Annotated in this window: 16 protein-coding genes; 10 read left to right on the top strand and 6 right to left on the bottom strand. The window is 70.6% G+C overall.

The window, feature by feature from the left end; translation table 11 throughout:
• Positions 1–144: 144 nt before the first annotated feature.
• The 3 genes from OG896_RS15100 to OG896_RS15090 all read right to left on the bottom strand — a co-directional run bounded on the left by OG896_RS15100 (position 145) and on the right by OG896_RS15090 (position 4,062).
• Positions 145–2,256, bottom strand: a complete 2,112-nt coding sequence (locus tag OG896_RS15100) for a hypothetical protein (RefSeq protein WP_329365812.1) — start codon at positions 2,254–2,256, stop codon at positions 145–147.
• On the bottom strand, positions 2,253–3,167 hold the full coding sequence (locus OG896_RS15095; RefSeq protein ID WP_329365810.1) for a hypothetical protein: 915 nt from the start codon (positions 3,165–3,167) through the stop codon (positions 2,253–2,255). The genes OG896_RS15100 and OG896_RS15095 overlap by 4 nt, the downstream gene beginning before the upstream one ends.
• Before the next feature lie 160 nt (positions 3,168–3,327).
• Complete coding sequence (locus OG896_RS15090) at positions 3,328–4,062, bottom strand: Crp/Fnr family transcriptional regulator (RefSeq protein WP_329365809.1); 735 nt, start codon at positions 4,060–4,062, stop codon at positions 3,328–3,330.
• A gap of 362 nt (positions 4,063–4,424) precedes the next feature.
• Between OG896_RS15090 and rpsL the strand changes: the two genes are divergently transcribed.
• From rpsL to tuf, 4 genes are all read left to right on the top strand, one after another.
• Positions 4,425–4,796: a 30S ribosomal protein S12 gene (gene rpsL / locus OG896_RS15085; protein ID WP_014144289.1), complete on the top strand. Its 372-nt coding sequence runs from the start codon at positions 4,425–4,427 to the stop codon at positions 4,794–4,796.
• A 2-nt stretch (positions 4,797–4,798) separates the two neighbouring features.
• Positions 4,799–5,269: a 30S ribosomal protein S7 gene (gene rpsG / locus OG896_RS15080; RefSeq protein WP_073492360.1), complete on the top strand. Its 471-nt coding sequence runs from the start codon at positions 4,799–4,801 to the stop codon at positions 5,267–5,269.
• 38 nt (positions 5,270–5,307) lie between these two features.
• Complete coding sequence (gene fusA / locus OG896_RS15075; RefSeq protein ID WP_329365808.1) at positions 5,308–7,437, top strand: elongation factor G; 2,130 nt, start codon at positions 5,308–5,310, stop codon at positions 7,435–7,437.
• Between the two features lie 150 nt (positions 7,438–7,587).
• Positions 7,588–8,781 (top strand): elongation factor Tu, encoded by a 1,194-nt coding sequence (gene tuf / locus OG896_RS15070; protein ID WP_329365806.1) that lies wholly within the window; start codon positions 7,588–7,590, stop codon positions 8,779–8,781.
• A gap of 76 nt (positions 8,782–8,857) precedes the next feature.
• On the opposite strand, the gene OG896_RS15065 is transcribed toward tuf, so the two are convergent.
• The 3 genes from OG896_RS15065 to OG896_RS15055 form a co-directional block, all read right to left on the bottom strand.
• Positions 8,858–10,657, bottom strand: coding sequence for a hypothetical protein (locus OG896_RS15065; RefSeq protein WP_329365804.1), 1,800 nt, complete (start codon positions 10,655–10,657; stop codon positions 8,858–8,860).
• Complete coding sequence (locus tag OG896_RS15060) at positions 10,654–11,361, bottom strand: ABC transporter ATP-binding protein (RefSeq protein WP_329365802.1); 708 nt, start codon at positions 11,359–11,361, stop codon at positions 10,654–10,656. Before OG896_RS15060 ends, OG896_RS15065 begins: the two co-directional genes overlap by 4 nt.
• 219 nt (positions 11,362–11,580) lie before the next feature.
• Positions 11,581–13,005: a ricin-type beta-trefoil lectin domain protein gene (locus tag OG896_RS15055; RefSeq protein WP_329365800.1), complete on the bottom strand. Its 1,425-nt coding sequence runs from the start codon at positions 13,003–13,005 to the stop codon at positions 11,581–11,583.
• 561 nt (positions 13,006–13,566) lie between these two features.
• On the opposite strand from OG896_RS15055, the gene rpsJ reads away from it, so the two are divergent.
• The 6 genes from rpsJ to rpsS are packed head-to-tail and all read left to right on the top strand — an operon-like array spanning position 13,567 to position 16,742.
• Positions 13,567–13,875, top strand: a complete 309-nt coding sequence (rpsJ, locus tag OG896_RS15050) for a 30S ribosomal protein S10 (RefSeq protein WP_014144312.1) — start codon at positions 13,567–13,569, stop codon at positions 13,873–13,875.
• A gap of 14 nt (positions 13,876–13,889) precedes the next feature.
• Positions 13,890–14,534 (top strand): 50S ribosomal protein L3, encoded by a 645-nt coding sequence (gene rplC, locus OG896_RS15045; protein ID WP_103886919.1) that lies wholly within the window; start codon positions 13,890–13,892, stop codon positions 14,532–14,534.
• Positions 14,535–14,539: 5 nt separating this feature from the next.
• The gene (gene rplD, locus OG896_RS15040) at positions 14,540–15,202 is read left to right on the top strand and encodes a 50S ribosomal protein L4 (protein ID WP_328468086.1); all 663 of its coding nucleotides are present in this window, start codon (positions 14,540–14,542) and stop codon (positions 15,200–15,202) included.
• Positions 15,202–15,564 (top strand): 50S ribosomal protein L23, encoded by a 363-nt coding sequence (gene rplW, locus OG896_RS15035; protein WP_402447255.1) that lies wholly within the window; start codon positions 15,202–15,204, stop codon positions 15,562–15,564. Before rplD ends, rplW begins: the two co-directional genes overlap by 1 nt.
• 47 nt (positions 15,565–15,611) lie before the next feature.
• Positions 15,612–16,448 (top strand): 50S ribosomal protein L2, encoded by an 837-nt coding sequence (rplB, locus tag OG896_RS15030; RefSeq protein WP_202235516.1) that lies wholly within the window; start codon positions 15,612–15,614, stop codon positions 16,446–16,448.
• Between the two features lie 12 nt (positions 16,449–16,460).
• A complete protein-coding gene (gene rpsS, locus OG896_RS15025; RefSeq protein WP_202235517.1) occupies positions 16,461–16,742 on the top strand; it encodes a 30S ribosomal protein S19 in 282 nt (93 codons plus the stop codon).
• The last annotated feature ends 22 nt before the right edge of the window (positions 16,743–16,764 follow it).

The raw sequence follows: 16,764 nt of genomic DNA, 5'->3' as shown, positions 1-16,764 counted from the left end.
GCGAGGTGTCGGGATGTCGCGGGGGTCGGCGTGCCGTGCGCGGTCTTCGTCGTCGTTCGCCGGTGCGGTCGTGCCGTCGTGCCGTCGTGCCGTCGTGCCGTCGTGCCGTGGTGCCGTCGTGCCGTCGTGCCGTGCGCTGCCGCGCTACAGGGCGGCGAGCAGCCGGCCCGCCACTTGCGGCGGTTGCCCGCCGTGCGGTGCCGGCAGCGTGCGCAGCAGGTGGCTGAGGCGCTTGCGGTCGTCGGCGGTCACCGCGATCGCCGGGAGCAGGCCCAGCAGCGCGGACTCCACTGTCGGGTCGGTGTCGGCCTGATGGACCCAGCGGCGAAGCGCCTGCAACGCGTCGCCGGTGTACGACAGGTCGCCGAGGGCGGCGCGCCACAGCGCCGAGAGGTGCCGGTCGTCCGCCGTGCCGCCCGACGCCGCCGCTTCGGCGTGCCAGCGCAGGAGGAGCAGGTCGTCGGTGTGCTCGCAGGCGAGGACGAACGCACGAAGCGTGACCCGGCGTACCGGTGGCTTGTCGTGGACCAGTTCGGCCAGTTCGGAGAGCACCCGGCTGCGGGTGTCGGCCGCCGGCGCGGTGAGCAGCAGGGCGATCGACTCGGCGATCTGCTCGGCCTCCTCGTCGTCGCCCTCGGCCCGGGCCGCGTCCGCGAGCGCTTCCAGCGCCTCTTCGGGCATCTCCGCACCCACGAGCGCGTACGCGCGGATCGCCGTCCACCGCAGTCGCTCGTCGGGCTGCTCCCGGTCACACCAGGCCCGCAGGATGCTGGGCACGTTGGGGGCGCCCAGGCTGTGGGCGAGGGCGAGGGTGTTGGCCGCGACGAGGCAGAAGCGGTACCGCCTGGCACCGGCCCAGCCGTGCACGAGAAGCGCCATTGCCGAGGGCAGGTCGGCGTAGGTCAGCACCGCCGCGGTCACCGCGGCGCGGGTACGGACCAGTGGACGGCCGTCGTCCGCGAGCCGGCGCAGCCAGTGGATCAGGGCGGGCCGGGCGGACGGGTAGCTGGTCCACACCTCGCGCAGGAGCACGATCGCGGCCAGCGGCTCCTCGAAGCGGGCCTTGTACTGGCTGACCGGGCCCCACTCGGTGTGCTCCATCTCTTCGTAGCCGCGCGCGCGGGCCAGGCGCAACCGCTTGGTGATGGAGGTGCCGAAGACCGGGATCAGCGGCCGGACACCGGGGTGTTCGGTCCGCTGGAGAGCCGCGTGCAGCTCGTCGCTCAGCTCTGCGGCCAGGGCATAGGGGGCCTCGTCGAAGGCGGCGAGCGCGATCAGGAACGCCTTGTCGCGCAGCGGGGTCTCCTCGTCCCCGAACCACTCCTGCACCTGGTCGGTAACGGCAGCGGCCTGGAAGGAGCTCAGTGTCTGCTCGGTCAACTCGCCGCGGGCGTAGGCCGCCAGTGCCTCCGCGAACCTGGCGGCCTCGCGAAGCTGGTGGTGGCCGTGGGCGACGAAGTCCTGGGCGGGCTCCAGCGCGAGCAGCATCCGCTCGCGCTGCGCGTCGCCGACACGCCGAGCCAGGTGGGCTCGCAGGACGGCATCCGGAGCGGGCGGCTGCCAGGGCATCGGCCGGACCCCGGACAGCGAAGCCGCCAGACCGATCGTGACCACGAGATAGGCGTCCTCCTTCACCAACTCCTCCCGGACACCGAGCAGGTCGATGTCCCGCAGCGGATGGTCCCGGTCGGTGGTCAGGTCGCACAGCAGGTATCCGCGGGCACCCGCGCCCAGTTCGTCCTTGAGCGCCGTGGGCCGGGTCTTCGGGTCGAGCGCGCGGACGGGAGCCGCGCCCAGCGTGTGCAGCAGCATGAGCGCGGCGCTGCGGCGGCCGGTGTAGGGGGCGCCGGACAGCACGAGCACGCGATCGTCGCGCAACCGGGCCAGGGCGGCGTCGACGTGTTCGGTGTCGGCGACGAACACCTCGGCCAGTTCGGCCAGTTCGGACGGCGGGAGCTCGCCGGAGGTGTGGGTGGAGGAGCCGAGGCGGAAGTGGTTCTCGACCTTGCTGCCCATGATCAGGTCGCCGTGCAGCCGGCCGCCGGTCATCCCGATCTGGTCGCCGGCGGTGAGTCCGCCGCCGAATGCGGTCGGGGCGTGCAAGTACAGCTCGCGGCGGGCGACCCAGGGGTCCTGCGGGCGGTCGTCCTCCTCGGCGGGCTGGTCCTCGCCGGCCTCCTGCTCGTCAACCGGCGGCTCTTCCGGCTGCGGCTCTTCCGGTGGGTCCGGCCGGTCCTTGGCGTGCGGCTCGCTCATCGGCGCTCGCCGCCGGAGTCCCGGTGGACGCTGCCCATGATCACGTCGCCGGTGACCTGGCCACCGCTCACGCCGATCTGGTCTCCCGCGACCTGGCCGCCGCCGAAGGTCTGGGAGCCGCCGTCGAAGGTGAAATGGACGCCGACGTCAGCGGCCTGGGGGCGCCGCCGGGGCTGTGGCTGCGCCTGTTCCCCCGGTTCCGCCCGTTCCCCCGGGCCCACCCGTTCCTCCGGGCTCACCCGTTCCTCCGGCAGCGCCGGCTCCCCCCGCGCCCCCGAGCGCTCCCTCCCCACACCGGCGTCGTCGCGGTCGCCGCCGTGCCCGCCGGGCACCGGTCCGTACAGCCAGGCGTCCAGCCGGTCCTCCTTCACCGCCACGGCGACGCGATGGAACTCCTCCTTGGCCAGGCCCCGATGGCCGTGCCGGACCACCCCCTCGTAGACCGGCGCCGAGACGCACAGCACGCAGTCGGCCGTCTCCCGCTGCCGTAGCGCCTCCCGCAGGACGTCGGCGTCGAGCAGCCGGCACGCCTGGTTGAGGTCGTGGCCGACGAGACCGCCGACCGTGCTGCCCTGCGGATCGTGCGCCACCTCGCCGGAGGCCAGCACGATGCGCAGCCGCATCTGGGTGCTGCTGGCGGCGAAGCGGTTGTAGGCGCGAAGCGCGTCGGGTGTCTCCTTCAGCAGCGCGCGCAGCAGCCGGGCCTTCGAGACGTCGCCGCTGATCAGGATGATCAGCCCGTCGCCGCGGTCCTCGCGGTACTGCTGGGTGCGCTCCACCCCGGCCGCGGCGAGGCTGTCCGCCACGACGCTGTCGAGGCCGCGCCGCAGGAACGCCTGCTCCATGTCGTCCCGCCGGCTGAAGCGCTCGATGTCGAAGAGCAGGATGGTGCGGTTCACGGGTTCGGTCATGGCCGCCTCTCACGAACTCGACTGTGCGTGCCGACTCTCCCGCACCGCACTGACAGTCGGGAGGGACGCCGACACAGACGATCTGTGACCGAGTGCACACAACGGGGCTCCGGCCTGTGGCAGCCGCCGTCCGCTGCTCGCCGCTGCTCGCCGAGACCGACTACTCGCCGCGGCCGATCCGGCGCAGTTGTTCCGGCCGGACGATGATCAGACTGCGGCGGCTGGTGCGGACGATGCCGCGCTCGCGCAGGTCCTTGAGCAGCCGCGCGACGGCCTCGCGGGAGGCCCCCACCGAACCCGCCAGATCGTGCTGGCTCAGGCCGGTGGTCAGCCGCAGCCCTTCCGGTACCTGCGTGCCGTGGGTGCGGGCCAGTTCCAGCAGCAGGATGGCCAGCCGCTCCCGTACCCCGAGGGCGCCGAACTCCACCCGCCGGCGGTCGCTGGCCCGGGTGCGGTCGGCGGTGAGGCCCAGGAGCTTCAGGGCGATGGCGGGTGAGGCGGCCAACTGGGCCAGGAACCGGTCGCGTTCGACGGTGACCGCGTTGACCTCCTCCAGCGCGGTCACGGTCGCCGAGCGTGGCCGCCCGCTGACCGCGGACGCCTCGCCCACGATGTCGCCGGGGCCGCGGAGGGCGAGCAGCGCCTGGTATCCGTTGACCGCGGAGCGCGTGACCTTGGTCCAGCCGGTGAGCACCAGCAGCACATGGGCGGCCGGCTCGTCCTGGTGGACGAGGGTCGATCGCGCGGGGTAGACGAGCGGGCGGCCGAGGGCCAGCAGCGCGACGCGGTCGTCCTGCTCCAGGCGGGCCAGGAAGGGAATCCGGTCGTCCAGCGTGCTGGGCTGCTCCGCCCAGCCGGGAGAGGTGCTTCGGCCGGCGTCACCGGTGACAGTCATGAGCGAAGCTCCCCCGAATCGCGGCGGTACGAGGCCGCAGCACCCTAGCGCAGCGCGCGGCCCCGGGGAGCGGAACGGCGTCGGCGGGCGGCCGGTGGAAGCCGCCTCCACCAGGGTCAAGGGGTGAGGTGCATTTGTTTTGACCGTAGCCGATGCGGTAGGTACGCTCTCATCTTGTGCCTGGGGTGTGCCCGGGTCCTTGTGCGTGCCATGTGACCGGACGAGGACACCGAGGCCGCGGCGCCCGACCAAACGCACTTTCCGTTCCTTCGGATACGTGCGGGGTCCGCGACACACCCGACCGCGTGGGTCGGTCCCCAGGTTAGTTTTATCGAGATCGGCACACAGAAACCGGAGAAACGGTGCCTACGATCCAGCAGCTGGTCCGAAAGGGCCGGCAGGACAAGGTCGAGAAGAACAAGACGCCCGCGCTGAAGGGTTCGCCCCAGCGCCGCGGCGTCTGCACGCGTGTGTACACGACCACCCCGAAGAAGCCGAACTCGGCTCTCCGTAAGGTCGCGCGTGTCCGTCTGACCAGCGGTATCGAGGTCACTGCCTACATCCCGGGCGAGGGCCACAACCTTCAGGAGCACTCCATCGTGCTCGTGCGCGGCGGCCGTGTGAAGGACCTGCCGGGTGTTCGCTACAAGATCATCCGCGGTTCGCTCGACACGCAGGGCGTGAAGAACCGCAAGCAGGCCCGCAGCCGCTACGGCGCCAAGAAGGAGAAGTAAGCATGCCTCGTAAGGGCCCCGCCCCGAAGCGCCCGGTCATCATCGACCCGGTTTACGGCTCCCCGCTGGTGACCTCGCTGGTCAACAAGATCCTCCTGCACGGGAAGCGCTCCACCGCCGAGCGCATCGTGTACGGCGCTCTCGAGGGCGTGCGCGAGAAGGCCGGCGCCGACCCGGTCATCACGCTCAAGCGCGCTCTGGAGAACATCAAGCCGACCCTTGAGGTCAAGTCCCGCCGCGTCGGCGGCGCGACCTACCAGGTGCCGGTCGAGGTCCGTCCGGGCCGCCAGAACACGCTGGCGCTGCGCTGGATGGTCGGGTACTCCCGCGCCCGTCGCGAGAAGACCATGACCGAGCGACTGATGAACGAGATCCTCGACGCCAGCAATGGCCTCGGCGCCTCCGTGAAGCGCCGCGAGGACACGCACAAGATGGCCGAGTCCAACAAGGCCTTCGCGCACTACCGCTGGTAGTCACCACCCCCATCGAAACCGAGAGAAGACTGAGCCACATGGCCACCACTTCGCTTGACCTGGCCAAGGTCCGCAACATCGGGATCATGGCCCACATCGACGCGGGCAAGACGACGACCACCGAGCGGATTCTGTTCTACACCGGTGTCTCCTACAAGATCGGTGAAGTCCACGACGGCGCTGCCACCATGGACTGGATGGAGCAGGAGCAGGAGCGCGGCATCACCATCACGTCGGCCGCGACGACCTGTCACTGGCCGCTCGACGATGTCGACCACACCATCAACATCATCGACACCCCCGGCCACGTCGACTTCACCGTCGAGGTGGAGCGTTCGCTGCGCGTCCTCGACGGCGCCGTGACCGTGTTCGACGGTGTCGCCGGTGTGGAGCCGCAGTCCGAGACGGTCTGGCGTCAGGCCGACCGTTACGGCGTGCCCCGCATCTGCTTCGTCAACAAGCTCGACCGCACCGGCGCGGAGTTCCACCGCTGCGTCGACATGATCGTGGACCGCCTCGGCGCGGTGCCGCTGGTCATGCAGCTTCCGATCGGCGCGGAGGCCGACTTCAAGGGCGTGGTCGACCTCGTCCAGATGAAGGCCCTGGTCTGGTCGCTCGAAGCGACCAAGGGCGAGATGTACGACGTCGTCGACATCCCGGACACGCACGTCGAGGCGGCCGAGGAGTGGCACGGCAAGCTGCTCGAGGCTGTCGCCGAGCACGACGACGAGATGATGGAGCTGTACCTGGAGGGCCAGGAGCCCACCCAGGAGCAGCTGATGGCGGCCATCCGCCGGATCACGCTCGCCTCCAAGGGCAGCGCGGACTCGGTCACCGTCACCCCCGTGTTCTGCGGCACCGCGTTCAAGAACAAGGGCGTGCAGCCCCTGCTCGACGCGGTCGTGCGCTACCTCCCGTCGCCGCTGGACGTCGAGGCCATCGAGGGCCACGCCGTCGGTGACGCCGACGAGATCATCAAGCGCAAGCCGTCGGACGACGAGCCGTTCTCCGGTCTCGCGTTCAAGATCATGAGCGACCCGCACCTGGGCAAGCTCACCTTCGTCCGGGTCTACTCGGGCCGCCTGGTGTCGGGTACAGCGGTGCTGAACTCGGTCAAGGGCAAGAAGGAGCGCATCGGCAAGATCTACCGCATGCACGCGAACAAGCGTGAGGAGATCGAGTCGGTGGGCGCCGGCGACATCATCGCCGTGATGGGTCTGAAGCAGACCACCACCGGTGAGACGCTGTGCGACGACAAGAACCCGGTGATCCTGGAGTCGATGGACTTCCCGGCGCCGGTGATCGAGGTCGCGATCGAGCCCAAGTCCAAGGGCGACCAGGAGAAGCTGGGTGTCGCCATCCAGCGGCTCTCGGAGGAGGACCCCTCCTTCCAGGTCCACTCGGACGAGGAGACCGGCCAGACCATCATCGGCGGCATGGGCGAACTGCACCTCGAGGTGCTGGTCGACCGGATGCGGCGCGAGTTCCGGGTCGAGGCCAACGTCGGCAAGCCGCAGGTCGCGTACCGCGAGACCATTCGCAAGACGGTCGAGCGCATCGACTACACCCACAAGAAGCAGACCGGTGGTACCGGTCAGTTCGCCAAGGTGCAGATCATGCTGGAGCCGCTGGAAGGCGGCGACGCGACCTACGAGTTCGTCAACAAGGTCACCGGTGGCCGCATCCCCCGCGAGTACATCCCCTCGGTGGACGCGGGTGCGCAGGAGGCCATGAAGTTCGGCATCCTGGCCGGCTACGAGATGGTGGGCGTCCGCGTCACCCTGCTCGACGGCGGCTACCACGAGGTCGACTCCTCCGAGCTGGCGTTCAAGATCGCCGGTTCGCAGGCGTTCAAGGAGGGTGCCCGCAAGGCGAGCCCCGTGCTTCTCGAACCGATGATGGCCGTCGAGGTCACCACCCCCGAGGACTACATGGGCGACGTCATCGGCGACCTCAACTCCCGCCGTGGCCAGATCCAGGCCATGGAGGAGCGCAGCAGCGCCCGGGTCGTCAAGGGCCTGGTTCCGCTGTCGGAGATGTTCGGCTACGTCGGTGACCTGCGGTCCAAGACCTCGGGCCGGGCCAGCTACTCCATGCAGTTCGACTCCTACGCCGAGGTTCCGCGGAACGTCGCAGAGGAGATCATCGCGAAGGCCAAGGGCGAGTAGTACCCCTCGGTACCTCGTTTAGGCTTGACAGCAGGCTTTCGGGGTGTTTCCGGCACAATGTGTCGGAAACGCCCCCGGGTCGGCATTCCAGCAAAGATCACCTGGCGCCGATGAACCAAGGCGTACAGATCCACTCCCAGGAGGACCCCAGTGGCGAAGGCGAAGTTCGAGCGGACTAAGCCGCACGTCAACATCGGCACCATCGGTCACATCGACCACGGTAAGACCACGCTTACCGCGGCGATTACCAAGGTGCTGCACGACGCGTACCCGGAACTCAACGAGGCTTCGGCCTTCGACCAGATCGACAAGGCTCCTGAGGAGCGCCAGCGCGGTATCACCATCTCGATCGCGCACGTCGAGTACCAGACCGAGTCGCGTCACTACGCGCACGTCGACTGCCCCGGTCACGCGGACTACATCAAGAACATGATCACCGGTGCCGCGCAGATGGACGGCGCGATCCTGGTGGTCGCCGCGACCGACGGCCCGATGCCGCAGACCAAGGAGCACGTGCTGCTGGCCCGCCAGGTCGGCGTGCCGTACATCGTGGTGGCCCTGAACAAGGCCGACATGGTGGACGACGAGGAGATCCTGGAGCTCGTCGAGCTCGAGGTGCGCGAGCTGCTCTCCGAGTACGAGTTCCCGGGCGACGACCTGCCGGTCGTGCGCGTCTCCGCGCTCAAGGCCCTCGAGGGCGACAAGGAGTGGGGCGAGAAGCTGCTCGGCCTGATGAAGGCCGTCGACGAGTCGATCCCCACCCCCGAGCGTGACGTCGAGAAGCCGTTCCTGATGCCGATCGAGGACGTCTTCACGATCACCGGTCGTGGCACCGTCGTCACCGGTCGTATCGAGCGCGGTGTGCTCAAGGTCAACGAGACCGTGGACATCATCGGCATCAAGACCGAGAAGACCACCACCACGGTCACCGGCATCGAGATGTTCCGCAAGCTGCTCGACGAGGGCCAGGCCGGTGAGAACGTCGGTCTGCTGCTTCGCGGCATCAAGCGCGAGGACGTCGAGCGCGGCCAGGTCATCATCAAGCCGGGCACGGTCACCCCGCACACCGAGTTCGAGGCGCAGGCGTACATCCTGTCCAAGGACGAGGGCGGCCGCCACACGCCGTTCTTCAACAACTACCGCCCGCAGTTCTACTTCCGTACCACGGACGTGACCGGCGTGGTGACCCTCCCCGAGGGCACCGAGATGGTCATGCCGGGCGACAACACCGCCATGACGGTCTCGCTGATCCAGCCGGTCGCCATGGAGGAGGGCCTGAAGTTCGCCATCCGTGAGGGTGGTCGTACGGTGGGCGCCGGCCAGGTCACCAAGATCAACAAGTAAGTCCTGCGGGCTCGTCGAGCCGTAGCCGAGGTGCCCCACTCCGCTTGGAGTGGGGCACCTTCTTGCGTGCGGAGGGTCAGCGCAGGAGCTTGTTCGCTGCCGCGCTCGCCGCGTAGGCGATGGCCGCCGTGAGGAGCACCGTGACCGTCAGCACGGTGGCGGGGGCGCCGTGGGAGAGCGTGAGCGCCAGTACCGTCACCGCGACGAGCGGCCCGGCCGCGTACCACGCCAGGTAGATGAGGGGCCCGGGGGAGCCGATGGGGGAGCCGCCGCCGAGGAACATGAGCTGGGTGCGGGCGGGGCCGCGGCAGGCGCCGTAGAGCGCGGCGGCGGTGAACGGGAAGGCGCACAGCGGCAGGTAGAGCAGGGCGATCGGGGCGCCGTGCAGCGCGAAGGGCACCGCGGCGAGCAGGCCGAGGACCGCGCCCACGACGGCCGGCACGATGCCGTGTTGCAGCATGAGGCTGCGCAGCCGGTACGGCGACCAGGCCGCGCGGCGCAGGTCGTCGGTCTCGACCCGGGCGGACTCGGCGAGCGCGCCGACCGCGAGGTAGCCGCAGACCAGGCCGACCACCAGGCCGACCGGCCGCCGCTCGCCGCCGAGGTCGGCGCCGAGCCCGGCCGCGGTCGCGGCGGCGGCCGTCCACAGCACGGCCCGGCCGACCCGGCCGGGCGCGCGCAGCAGCGTCAGGGCGTCGCGCCAGACGACGGCGAGGTGCCGGGCCCAGCGCCCGCGCGGGGGCGGCAGCCGGACCATGCGGGTGGCGTCACCGCCGCCGGCCTCCAGCAGGGCGAGCTTGGCGGCGCGCAGTTCGAGCGACCAGGCGACCGAGGCGACGGTGGTGGCGGTGGCGGCCCTGGCCCGCAGTTGCCCGGTCGGTACGGCGGCGGCCTCGCGGTGGGCGAGCACGACCGCGGCGGCGGTGGCGGCCAGCAGCAGCGCCAGGGCGGCCGGCCAGCCCGGCACGCTGCCGCCGCAGGCGCGGACCACCGGCTGGGCGGCCCAGCCCCACGGCCCCGACCACAACTCGACCCACTCCAGCGGCCGGACCCGGTGCCCGGAGCCGGCCAGCCCGGTCTGCGCGCCGAGCGCGGCCAGCAGCAGGACGGCGGGCGCGGTCCAGCGCCGTACGGTCCTGGCGCGGTCCGGGCGGCGCTCCACGGCCATGCCGAAGGCGACCGCGAGCAGGGGCAGGCAGACGGCGGCGGGCAGCGCGGCCGGCAGGGCCTCGCCGATGGACGCCTGGCCGGTGACGCGCAGCGCCACCGCCCCCGCGACGCCGCCGAGCACGCCGGGGATCAGCGCGAGCCAGGCGGAGAGCCGGAACCACGGCCGCAGCACCGCCGCGCGCCGCACCGGCTGCGCCAGCAGCCAGCCCACGGCCGGGCCGGGCAGCACCACCGGGCCGCGCCACAGCGCGTCGCGGGCCGAGACCAGGAACAGCAGCAGGCTCAGCGCGGTGAACAGGGCGGGCAGGCCGCGGGTCAGTCCGGCGCCGAAACCGCCGTAGTCCGTCCCTTCGTCGAGGCCGCGCAGGAAGTGCACGGCCAGCCCGCTGCCGTAGCCGACGACGGCGAGCAGCACGGAGTAGAGCAGCACCGCCAGGTCGCGGCCCTGCCGGCGGCGGTGGGCCTTGCGCTTGGTCCGCAGCCAGGCGAGCGTCTCGGTGGTGCGGTCGTCGTCGGCCTCGCTCCAGCCGCCGGAGGCGTAGGTGTCGGGGTCGTCGGCTGCCGGGTCGTCGGGTGCGAGCTCGCCGGGTACGGGGCTGTCGGGTACGGGGCTGTCGGGCGCGGGGCTGTCGGTCATGTCGGCGTCGTGGTCCGCGAGTCCGGGCCCCTCGGGGGTGTCCGCCGAGGCGCGGCTGCTGCCGGTCATGCGCCCGCGCCGAGCTGCCGCAGCACGTCGGCCGGCGGGCCCTGGGCGGCGACCCGGCCGTCCTCCAGGGCGACCAGGTGGTCGGCGACCGCCTCGGCCAGCTCGGCCTGGTGGGTGGCGAGCAGCACCGCCACGCCGCTCTCCTTCTCGGCGACCAGCAGTTCGGCCAGCCGCTGCCGGGCGTCGGGGTCGAGCCGCTGCTCGGGCTCGTCCAAGACCAGCAGGTCCCGCGGGCGGACCAGCGCGGCGGCGAGCAGCAGGGACTGCATCTGGCCGGAGGACAGGGCGCCGGGCAGCGCGTCCGCGTGGTCGGACAGCCGGCGGTCGGCGAGCACCTGGTCGATCCAGCCGGCCGCGTCGTCGACGGCGTGCGCGACCGTCACCAGTTCCAGGTGCTCGCGCACGGTGAGGTCGGGGTAGCAGGCCACGGTGTCACCGACCACGGCGACCCGGGCGCGTACCTCCGGGTCGTCCTCGCTGATCGGCCGCCCGGCGAAGAGCGCCTGGCCGCTGGTGGGGGCGTCGCGGCCGGACGCGATCCGCAGCAGCGTCGACTTGCCCGACCCGTTGTGCCCGAACAGCGCGGTGCACTTCCCGGCGGTCACATCCAGGTCCAGCGGCAGCAGCGCCTGCCGCTTCCCGTAGTTCCTGCTGACCTTCCGCAGACGCAGCAGGGCACCCGAACCCTGGGCCTTCACCGCCATCGCGGGCCTCCCTGCACTAGGTGGATTCCCGTGACCCTAGTACGGCCGGCTGCGCAGGCGGCGGGGCGTGTCAGTTTCGCGACCGGCCGCCCCCGGTGCGGAGCGGTCGCCCGGCGAGCGCCGGACCGGGCATCGGTGCGGGCCGGTGCCAGTCATGGCCCGACACCCACAGCGGTGTGCCGAGGACGCCGGCCGCATGTCGCCGGGCCTTCCGCACCCTCACGGTTTGGCCCGGACCCACTTCTGGTTGGAGGTGCCGGCGCAGTCCGCCAACTGCAACTTGGTCCCGTTGCCGGTTCCCTTGTTGACCGCGGCCACGCACTTGTTGGCGAGGATGCTCACCAGATCGCCGCCCGTGGTGGTGTTGAGGGTCCACACCTGGGCCGGGCCGCCGTTGCAGTTGGCCAGCTGGACCGTGGTGCCGGCGGCCGTGTTCGCGTTGGCGACGTCCATGCACAGTCCCAGCGAGTGGATGGTGCCCCGGTAGTCGGCCTTCCCGTCCAGGACGAAGGTCCACTGCTGCCAGGCGGCGCCGCTACAGTCCCACAGCTCCAGCGGCTTGCCGTCCTTGCCCCCCGGCGCGACGCCGTCCGTCACCGTGATGCACCGGTGGGAGCCCTGGCCGACCAGCTCGACGGCCGAACTCCCGCTGGCGGGCGGCGTCGTGTGCTTGGTGCCGCTGCCGCCCCCACCGCTGCTTCCGCCGCCGTGGCCCCCACCGCTGCTTCCGCCGCTGCCGCCTCCGCCGCTGGTGCCGCCGCCTCCGCGGGCCGGGGTGTCCTGCGGGGTGGTGGGCGCCGCCGCACTCGGGGTGGTGGCGGCCGGCTGCGGCGGCGCGGGCGCGGAACTCGGGCTGGGGAGCACACTCGCGGTGCTCTGCTGGACGAGTGGCGTGGCCCGGCTGCTGAGGGCGGGCGCATGGGTGAACCAGAGCGCGACGCCGACGATGACGAGCCCCAGGCAGAGGGTGAGGGCGGTGAAGAGCCAGCGGGGCAGGACGCCGCGCTGGACGTAGGCGCCGTCCACGGTCAGCGGGCTGACCCCCGAGCGGGACACCGACAGCCGGTACGGCCGGTTCTGCTTGGCGCCGATCCAGATGATCTGGCGGGGCTTCAACGTGGCGGCGACGAAGGCCGCTCGGCCCGGCTCGATACGGACGTTGGACGGGACGATCTCGTAGCCGAGCTGGTCGCCGTTGTCCTCGCCGTTCACGGAGGCGGTGAGGGCGGTGTTGCCGAGGTTGTCGACAGCCAGCTTGGGCCGTCCCCGGAAGCGCCCCTTGACGGTGTGCGGGACGAGTTCCGCGCGCACCTCGACGAACGGCGTCACCGTGATGTTGCCCTCGGGGACGGTGGTCGCCTCGGGCTGCTCGGACGGGGTGATCTGCACGGCGTAGGGGTGCGGCCCGGCGGTGGCGTCGGGGGTGCGGGGCGGCGCGACCGTGAGCTCGACCGTGCCCGTGGTGCCCGGGTAGAGGCGGAGGGTCGCCGGTTCGGCGGTGATGTAGGGCGCGAGGTCACCGACGACGGTGAAGCGGTACTCGTCGACGACGTCGCCGGTGTTGCGGATGCGAAGGCGCACGGCCGCGGTGCTGCCCGCGTCGACAGTCGTGGACGGGGGCTCCAGGGAAGTCCATAGGCTCACCTTGGAAAGTTACCCGGGCGGGCGGGTATCGGGACAGAGCGCCAATAGGCCACGATTCGCGCCTCAAAGCGCCTGCCGCGCGCCCCTGTTGACCGCCGCCCGCGCGGGCGGGGCGGACACCGGCGAGGCGACGGCCCCGCGCGGGCGGTGATCGGGACCTGTCCGGACCCGCCCCGCCCAGGTTTGGGTGTTCCGGGCCACGGGGTAAGCTACCCGGCTCGATTGGCGTCCGGTGCGTCCGGTATGGCAGACTACCCAAGTTGCTCGGTCGAGCGCCGATGTTGCGCGCCTCCCGTCGGGAGGACCGGAAGCGAGTCCCACAGTACTCGTCGTCCTTATCTGCCCTCCGGGCAGCGCTGGGGCGGACGTACGGGAATCTTCCGGGAAGTGTCAACGCGGCTCCGATCAGGCATCCGGTGGGTGAGATCTCCCACGCAAATCCCTGGTGCAGGGCCTTTCCGCATGCGGAAAGTCATGTGCGAGAGACGCGACACGCCCGACCGCGTGGGTCGGACAAGCGGATGCCAGAGCGTAAAAAGAGACAAGGACTACGGAGTAGCCATGGCGGGACAGAAGATCCGCATCCGGCTCAAGGCCTACGACCACGAGGTCATCGACTCTTCGGCGAAGAAGATCGTCGAGACGGTGACCCGTACTGGTGCGCAGGTCGCGGGCCCGGTGCCGCTGCCCACTGAGAAGAACGTGTACTGCGTCATCAAGTCGCCGCACAAGTACAAGGACTCGCGCGAGCACTTCGAGATGCGCACGCACAAGCGCCTGATCGACATCCTCGACCCGACGCCCAAGACCGTTGACTCGTTGATGCGCCTGGACCTGCCGGCTGGCGTCGACATCGAGATCAAGCTCTGAGAGGCGCGGAGAAGATGACCAAGCAGATCAAGGGCATCCTGGGCGAGAAGCTCGGCATGACCCAGGTCTGGGACGAGAACAACCGTGTCGTCCCGGTGACCGTGGTCAAGGCCGGCCCGAACGTTGTGACCCAGGTGCGTACGAACGACGCCGACGGCTACGAGTCGGTCCAGCTCGCCTTCGGCGAGATCGACCCGCGCAAGGTGAACAAGCCCCTCAAGGGCCACTTCGCCAAGGCCGACGTCACCCCGCGCCGCCACCTCGTGGAGCTGCGCACGGCCGACGCCGCCGAGTACACCCTCGGCCAGGAGATCACCGCCGAGGTGTTCGAGGCCGGTGTCAAGGTCGACGTGACCGGCAAGAGCAAGGGCAAGGGCTTCGCCGGTGTCATGAAGCGCCACAACTTCAAGGGCCTCGGCGCCGGCCACGGTGTCCAGCGCAAGCACCGCTCTCCCGGCTCCATCGGTGGCTGCGCCACCCCGGGCCGCGTGTTCAAGGGTCTGCGTATGGCGGGCCGCATGGGCAACGAGCGGGTCACCACCCAGAACCTGACCGTTCACGCCGTTGACGCGGAGAAGGGCCTGCTGCTCATCAAGGGCGCGGTTCCCGGTCCGAACGGCGGCCTCGTCCTGGTCCGCAGCGCGGCCAAGGGGGCCTGAAGGATATGAGCACCAGCATCGACATCCTGTCGCCCGCGGGCGACACCGCCGGGACCGTAGAGCTCCCGGCCGAGATCTTCGACGCCAAGGTCAGCATCCCGCTGATCCACCAGGTCGTCGTCGCGCAGCTTGCCGCGGCCCGCCAGGGCACGCACAAGGTCAAGACGCGTGGCGAGGTCCGCGGTGGTGGCAAGAAGCCGTACCGCCAGAAGGGCACCGGCCGCGCCCGTCAGGGCTCGACCCGCGCACCGCAGTTCGCCGGCGGTGGCGTCGTGCACGGCCCCGTGCCGCGCGACTACTCGCAGCGCACGCCCAAGAAGATGATCAGGGCCGCCCTGCGCGGTGCCCTGACCGACCGCGCCCGGCACAGCCGTATCCACGTCGTGACCGGCATCGTCGAGGGCGAGACGCCGTCGACCAAGGCCGCGAAGACGCTGCTGGGCAAGATCAGCGAGCGCAAGAACGTGCTGCTCGTCGTCGAGCGGGCCGACGAGGCCGGGTGGCTGTCCGCCCGCAACCTCCCCCAGGTGCACATCCTGGAGGCCGGCCAGCTCAACACGTACGACGTGCTCGTCTCCGACGACGTGGTCTTCACCAAGGCCGCCTTCGACCGGTTCGTCAGTGTCCCCGGTACCGGCGCCGCCGAGACCGAAGGGAGCGACGCCTGATGGCCGAGCAGACCGAACTGACCGAGGTCACCGACCAGGTGCCGGCCGCCTCGATCACCAGCAAGACCTTCACGGACCCGCGCGACCTGCTGATCAAGCCGGTCGTCTCCGAGAAGAGCTACGCGCTGCTGGACGACAACAAGTACACCTTCGTCGTCGACCCGCGCGCCAACAAGACCCAGATCAAGCAGGCCGTCGAGGCGGTCTTCCAGGTCAAGGTCACCGGGGTCAACACGATCAACCGGCAGGGCAAGCGCAAGCGCACCCGCACCGGTTTCGGAAAGCGCGCCAACACCAAGCGCGCCATCGTGACCCTTGCCGAGGGCGACCGCATCGACATCTTCGGCGGCCCGGTCTCCTAACGGGGATCGGTTCGAGTCGAAGTCCGGAATATTCCGAGGACTGAGAAATGGGTATCCGCAAGTACAAGCCGACGACCCCGGGCCGTCGTGGCTCCAGCGTCGCCGACTTCGTCGAGATCACGCGGTCCACGCCGGAGAAGTCGCTGGTCCGCCCGCTGCACAGCAAGGGCGGCCGTAACAACGCCGGTCGTGTGACCGTTCGCCACCAGGGCGGTGGCCACAAGCGCGCCTACCGAGTGATCGACTTCCGTCGGCACGACAAGGACGGCGTGCCCGCCAAGGTCGCGCACATCGAATACGACCCCAACCGCACCGCGCGCATCGCGCTGCTGCACTACGCGGACGGCGAGAAGCGCTACATCCTCGCCCCCGCCCGCCTGCAGCAGGGCGACCGGATCGAGAACGGCCCCAGCGCCGACATCAAGCCGGGCAACAACCTGCCGCTGCGCAACATCCCGGTCGGTACCACGATCCACGCGATCGAGCTGCGGCCCGGTGGCGGCGCCAAGATCTCCCGCTCCGCGGGCGCCTCGGTGCAGCTGCTGGCGAAGGAAGGCAACATGGCCACCCTTCGCATGCCGTCCGGCGAGGTCCGGATGGTCGACGTCCGCTGCCGCGCCACCATCGGTGAGGTCGGCAACGCCGAGCAGTCGAACATCAACTGGGGCAAGGCCGGCCGCATGCGGTGGAAGGGCGTTCGCCCGACCGTCCGCGGTGTCGCCATGAACCCGGTGGACCACCCGCACGGTGGTGGTGAGGGCAAGACCTCCGGTGGTCGCCACCCGGTCTCGCCCTGGGGTCAGAAGGAGGGTCGTACTCGTTCTCCCAAGAAGGCGAGCAACAAGTACATCGTCCGCCGCCGCAAGACGAACAAGAAGCGCTAGGAGCGGGTTTAGATGCCGCGGAGTCTCAAGAAGGGGCCCTTCGTCGACGACCACCTGATCAAGAAGGTGGATGTCCAGAACGAAGCAGGCACCAAGAACGTCATCAAGACCTGGTCCCGCCGCTCGATGATCGTCCCGGCCATGCTGGGCCACACGATCGCGGTGCACGACGGCCGTAAGCACGTCCCGGTGTTTGTCACTGAGTCGATGGTCGGCCACAAGCTCGGCGAGTTCGCGCCGACCCGCACCTTCCGCGGTCACGAGAAGGACGACCGCAAGGCGCGGCGTCGCTGACCAGCGGCGAGAAGCGACCGAC

This window comes from Streptomyces sp. NBC_00669 (genome assembly GCF_036226785.1).
GTDB lineage: Bacteria > Actinomycetota > Actinomycetes > Streptomycetales > Streptomycetaceae > Actinacidiphila.
Note: the sequence above shows the minus strand (reverse complement) of the source record. Positions and strands in the feature narration are given on the sequence as shown.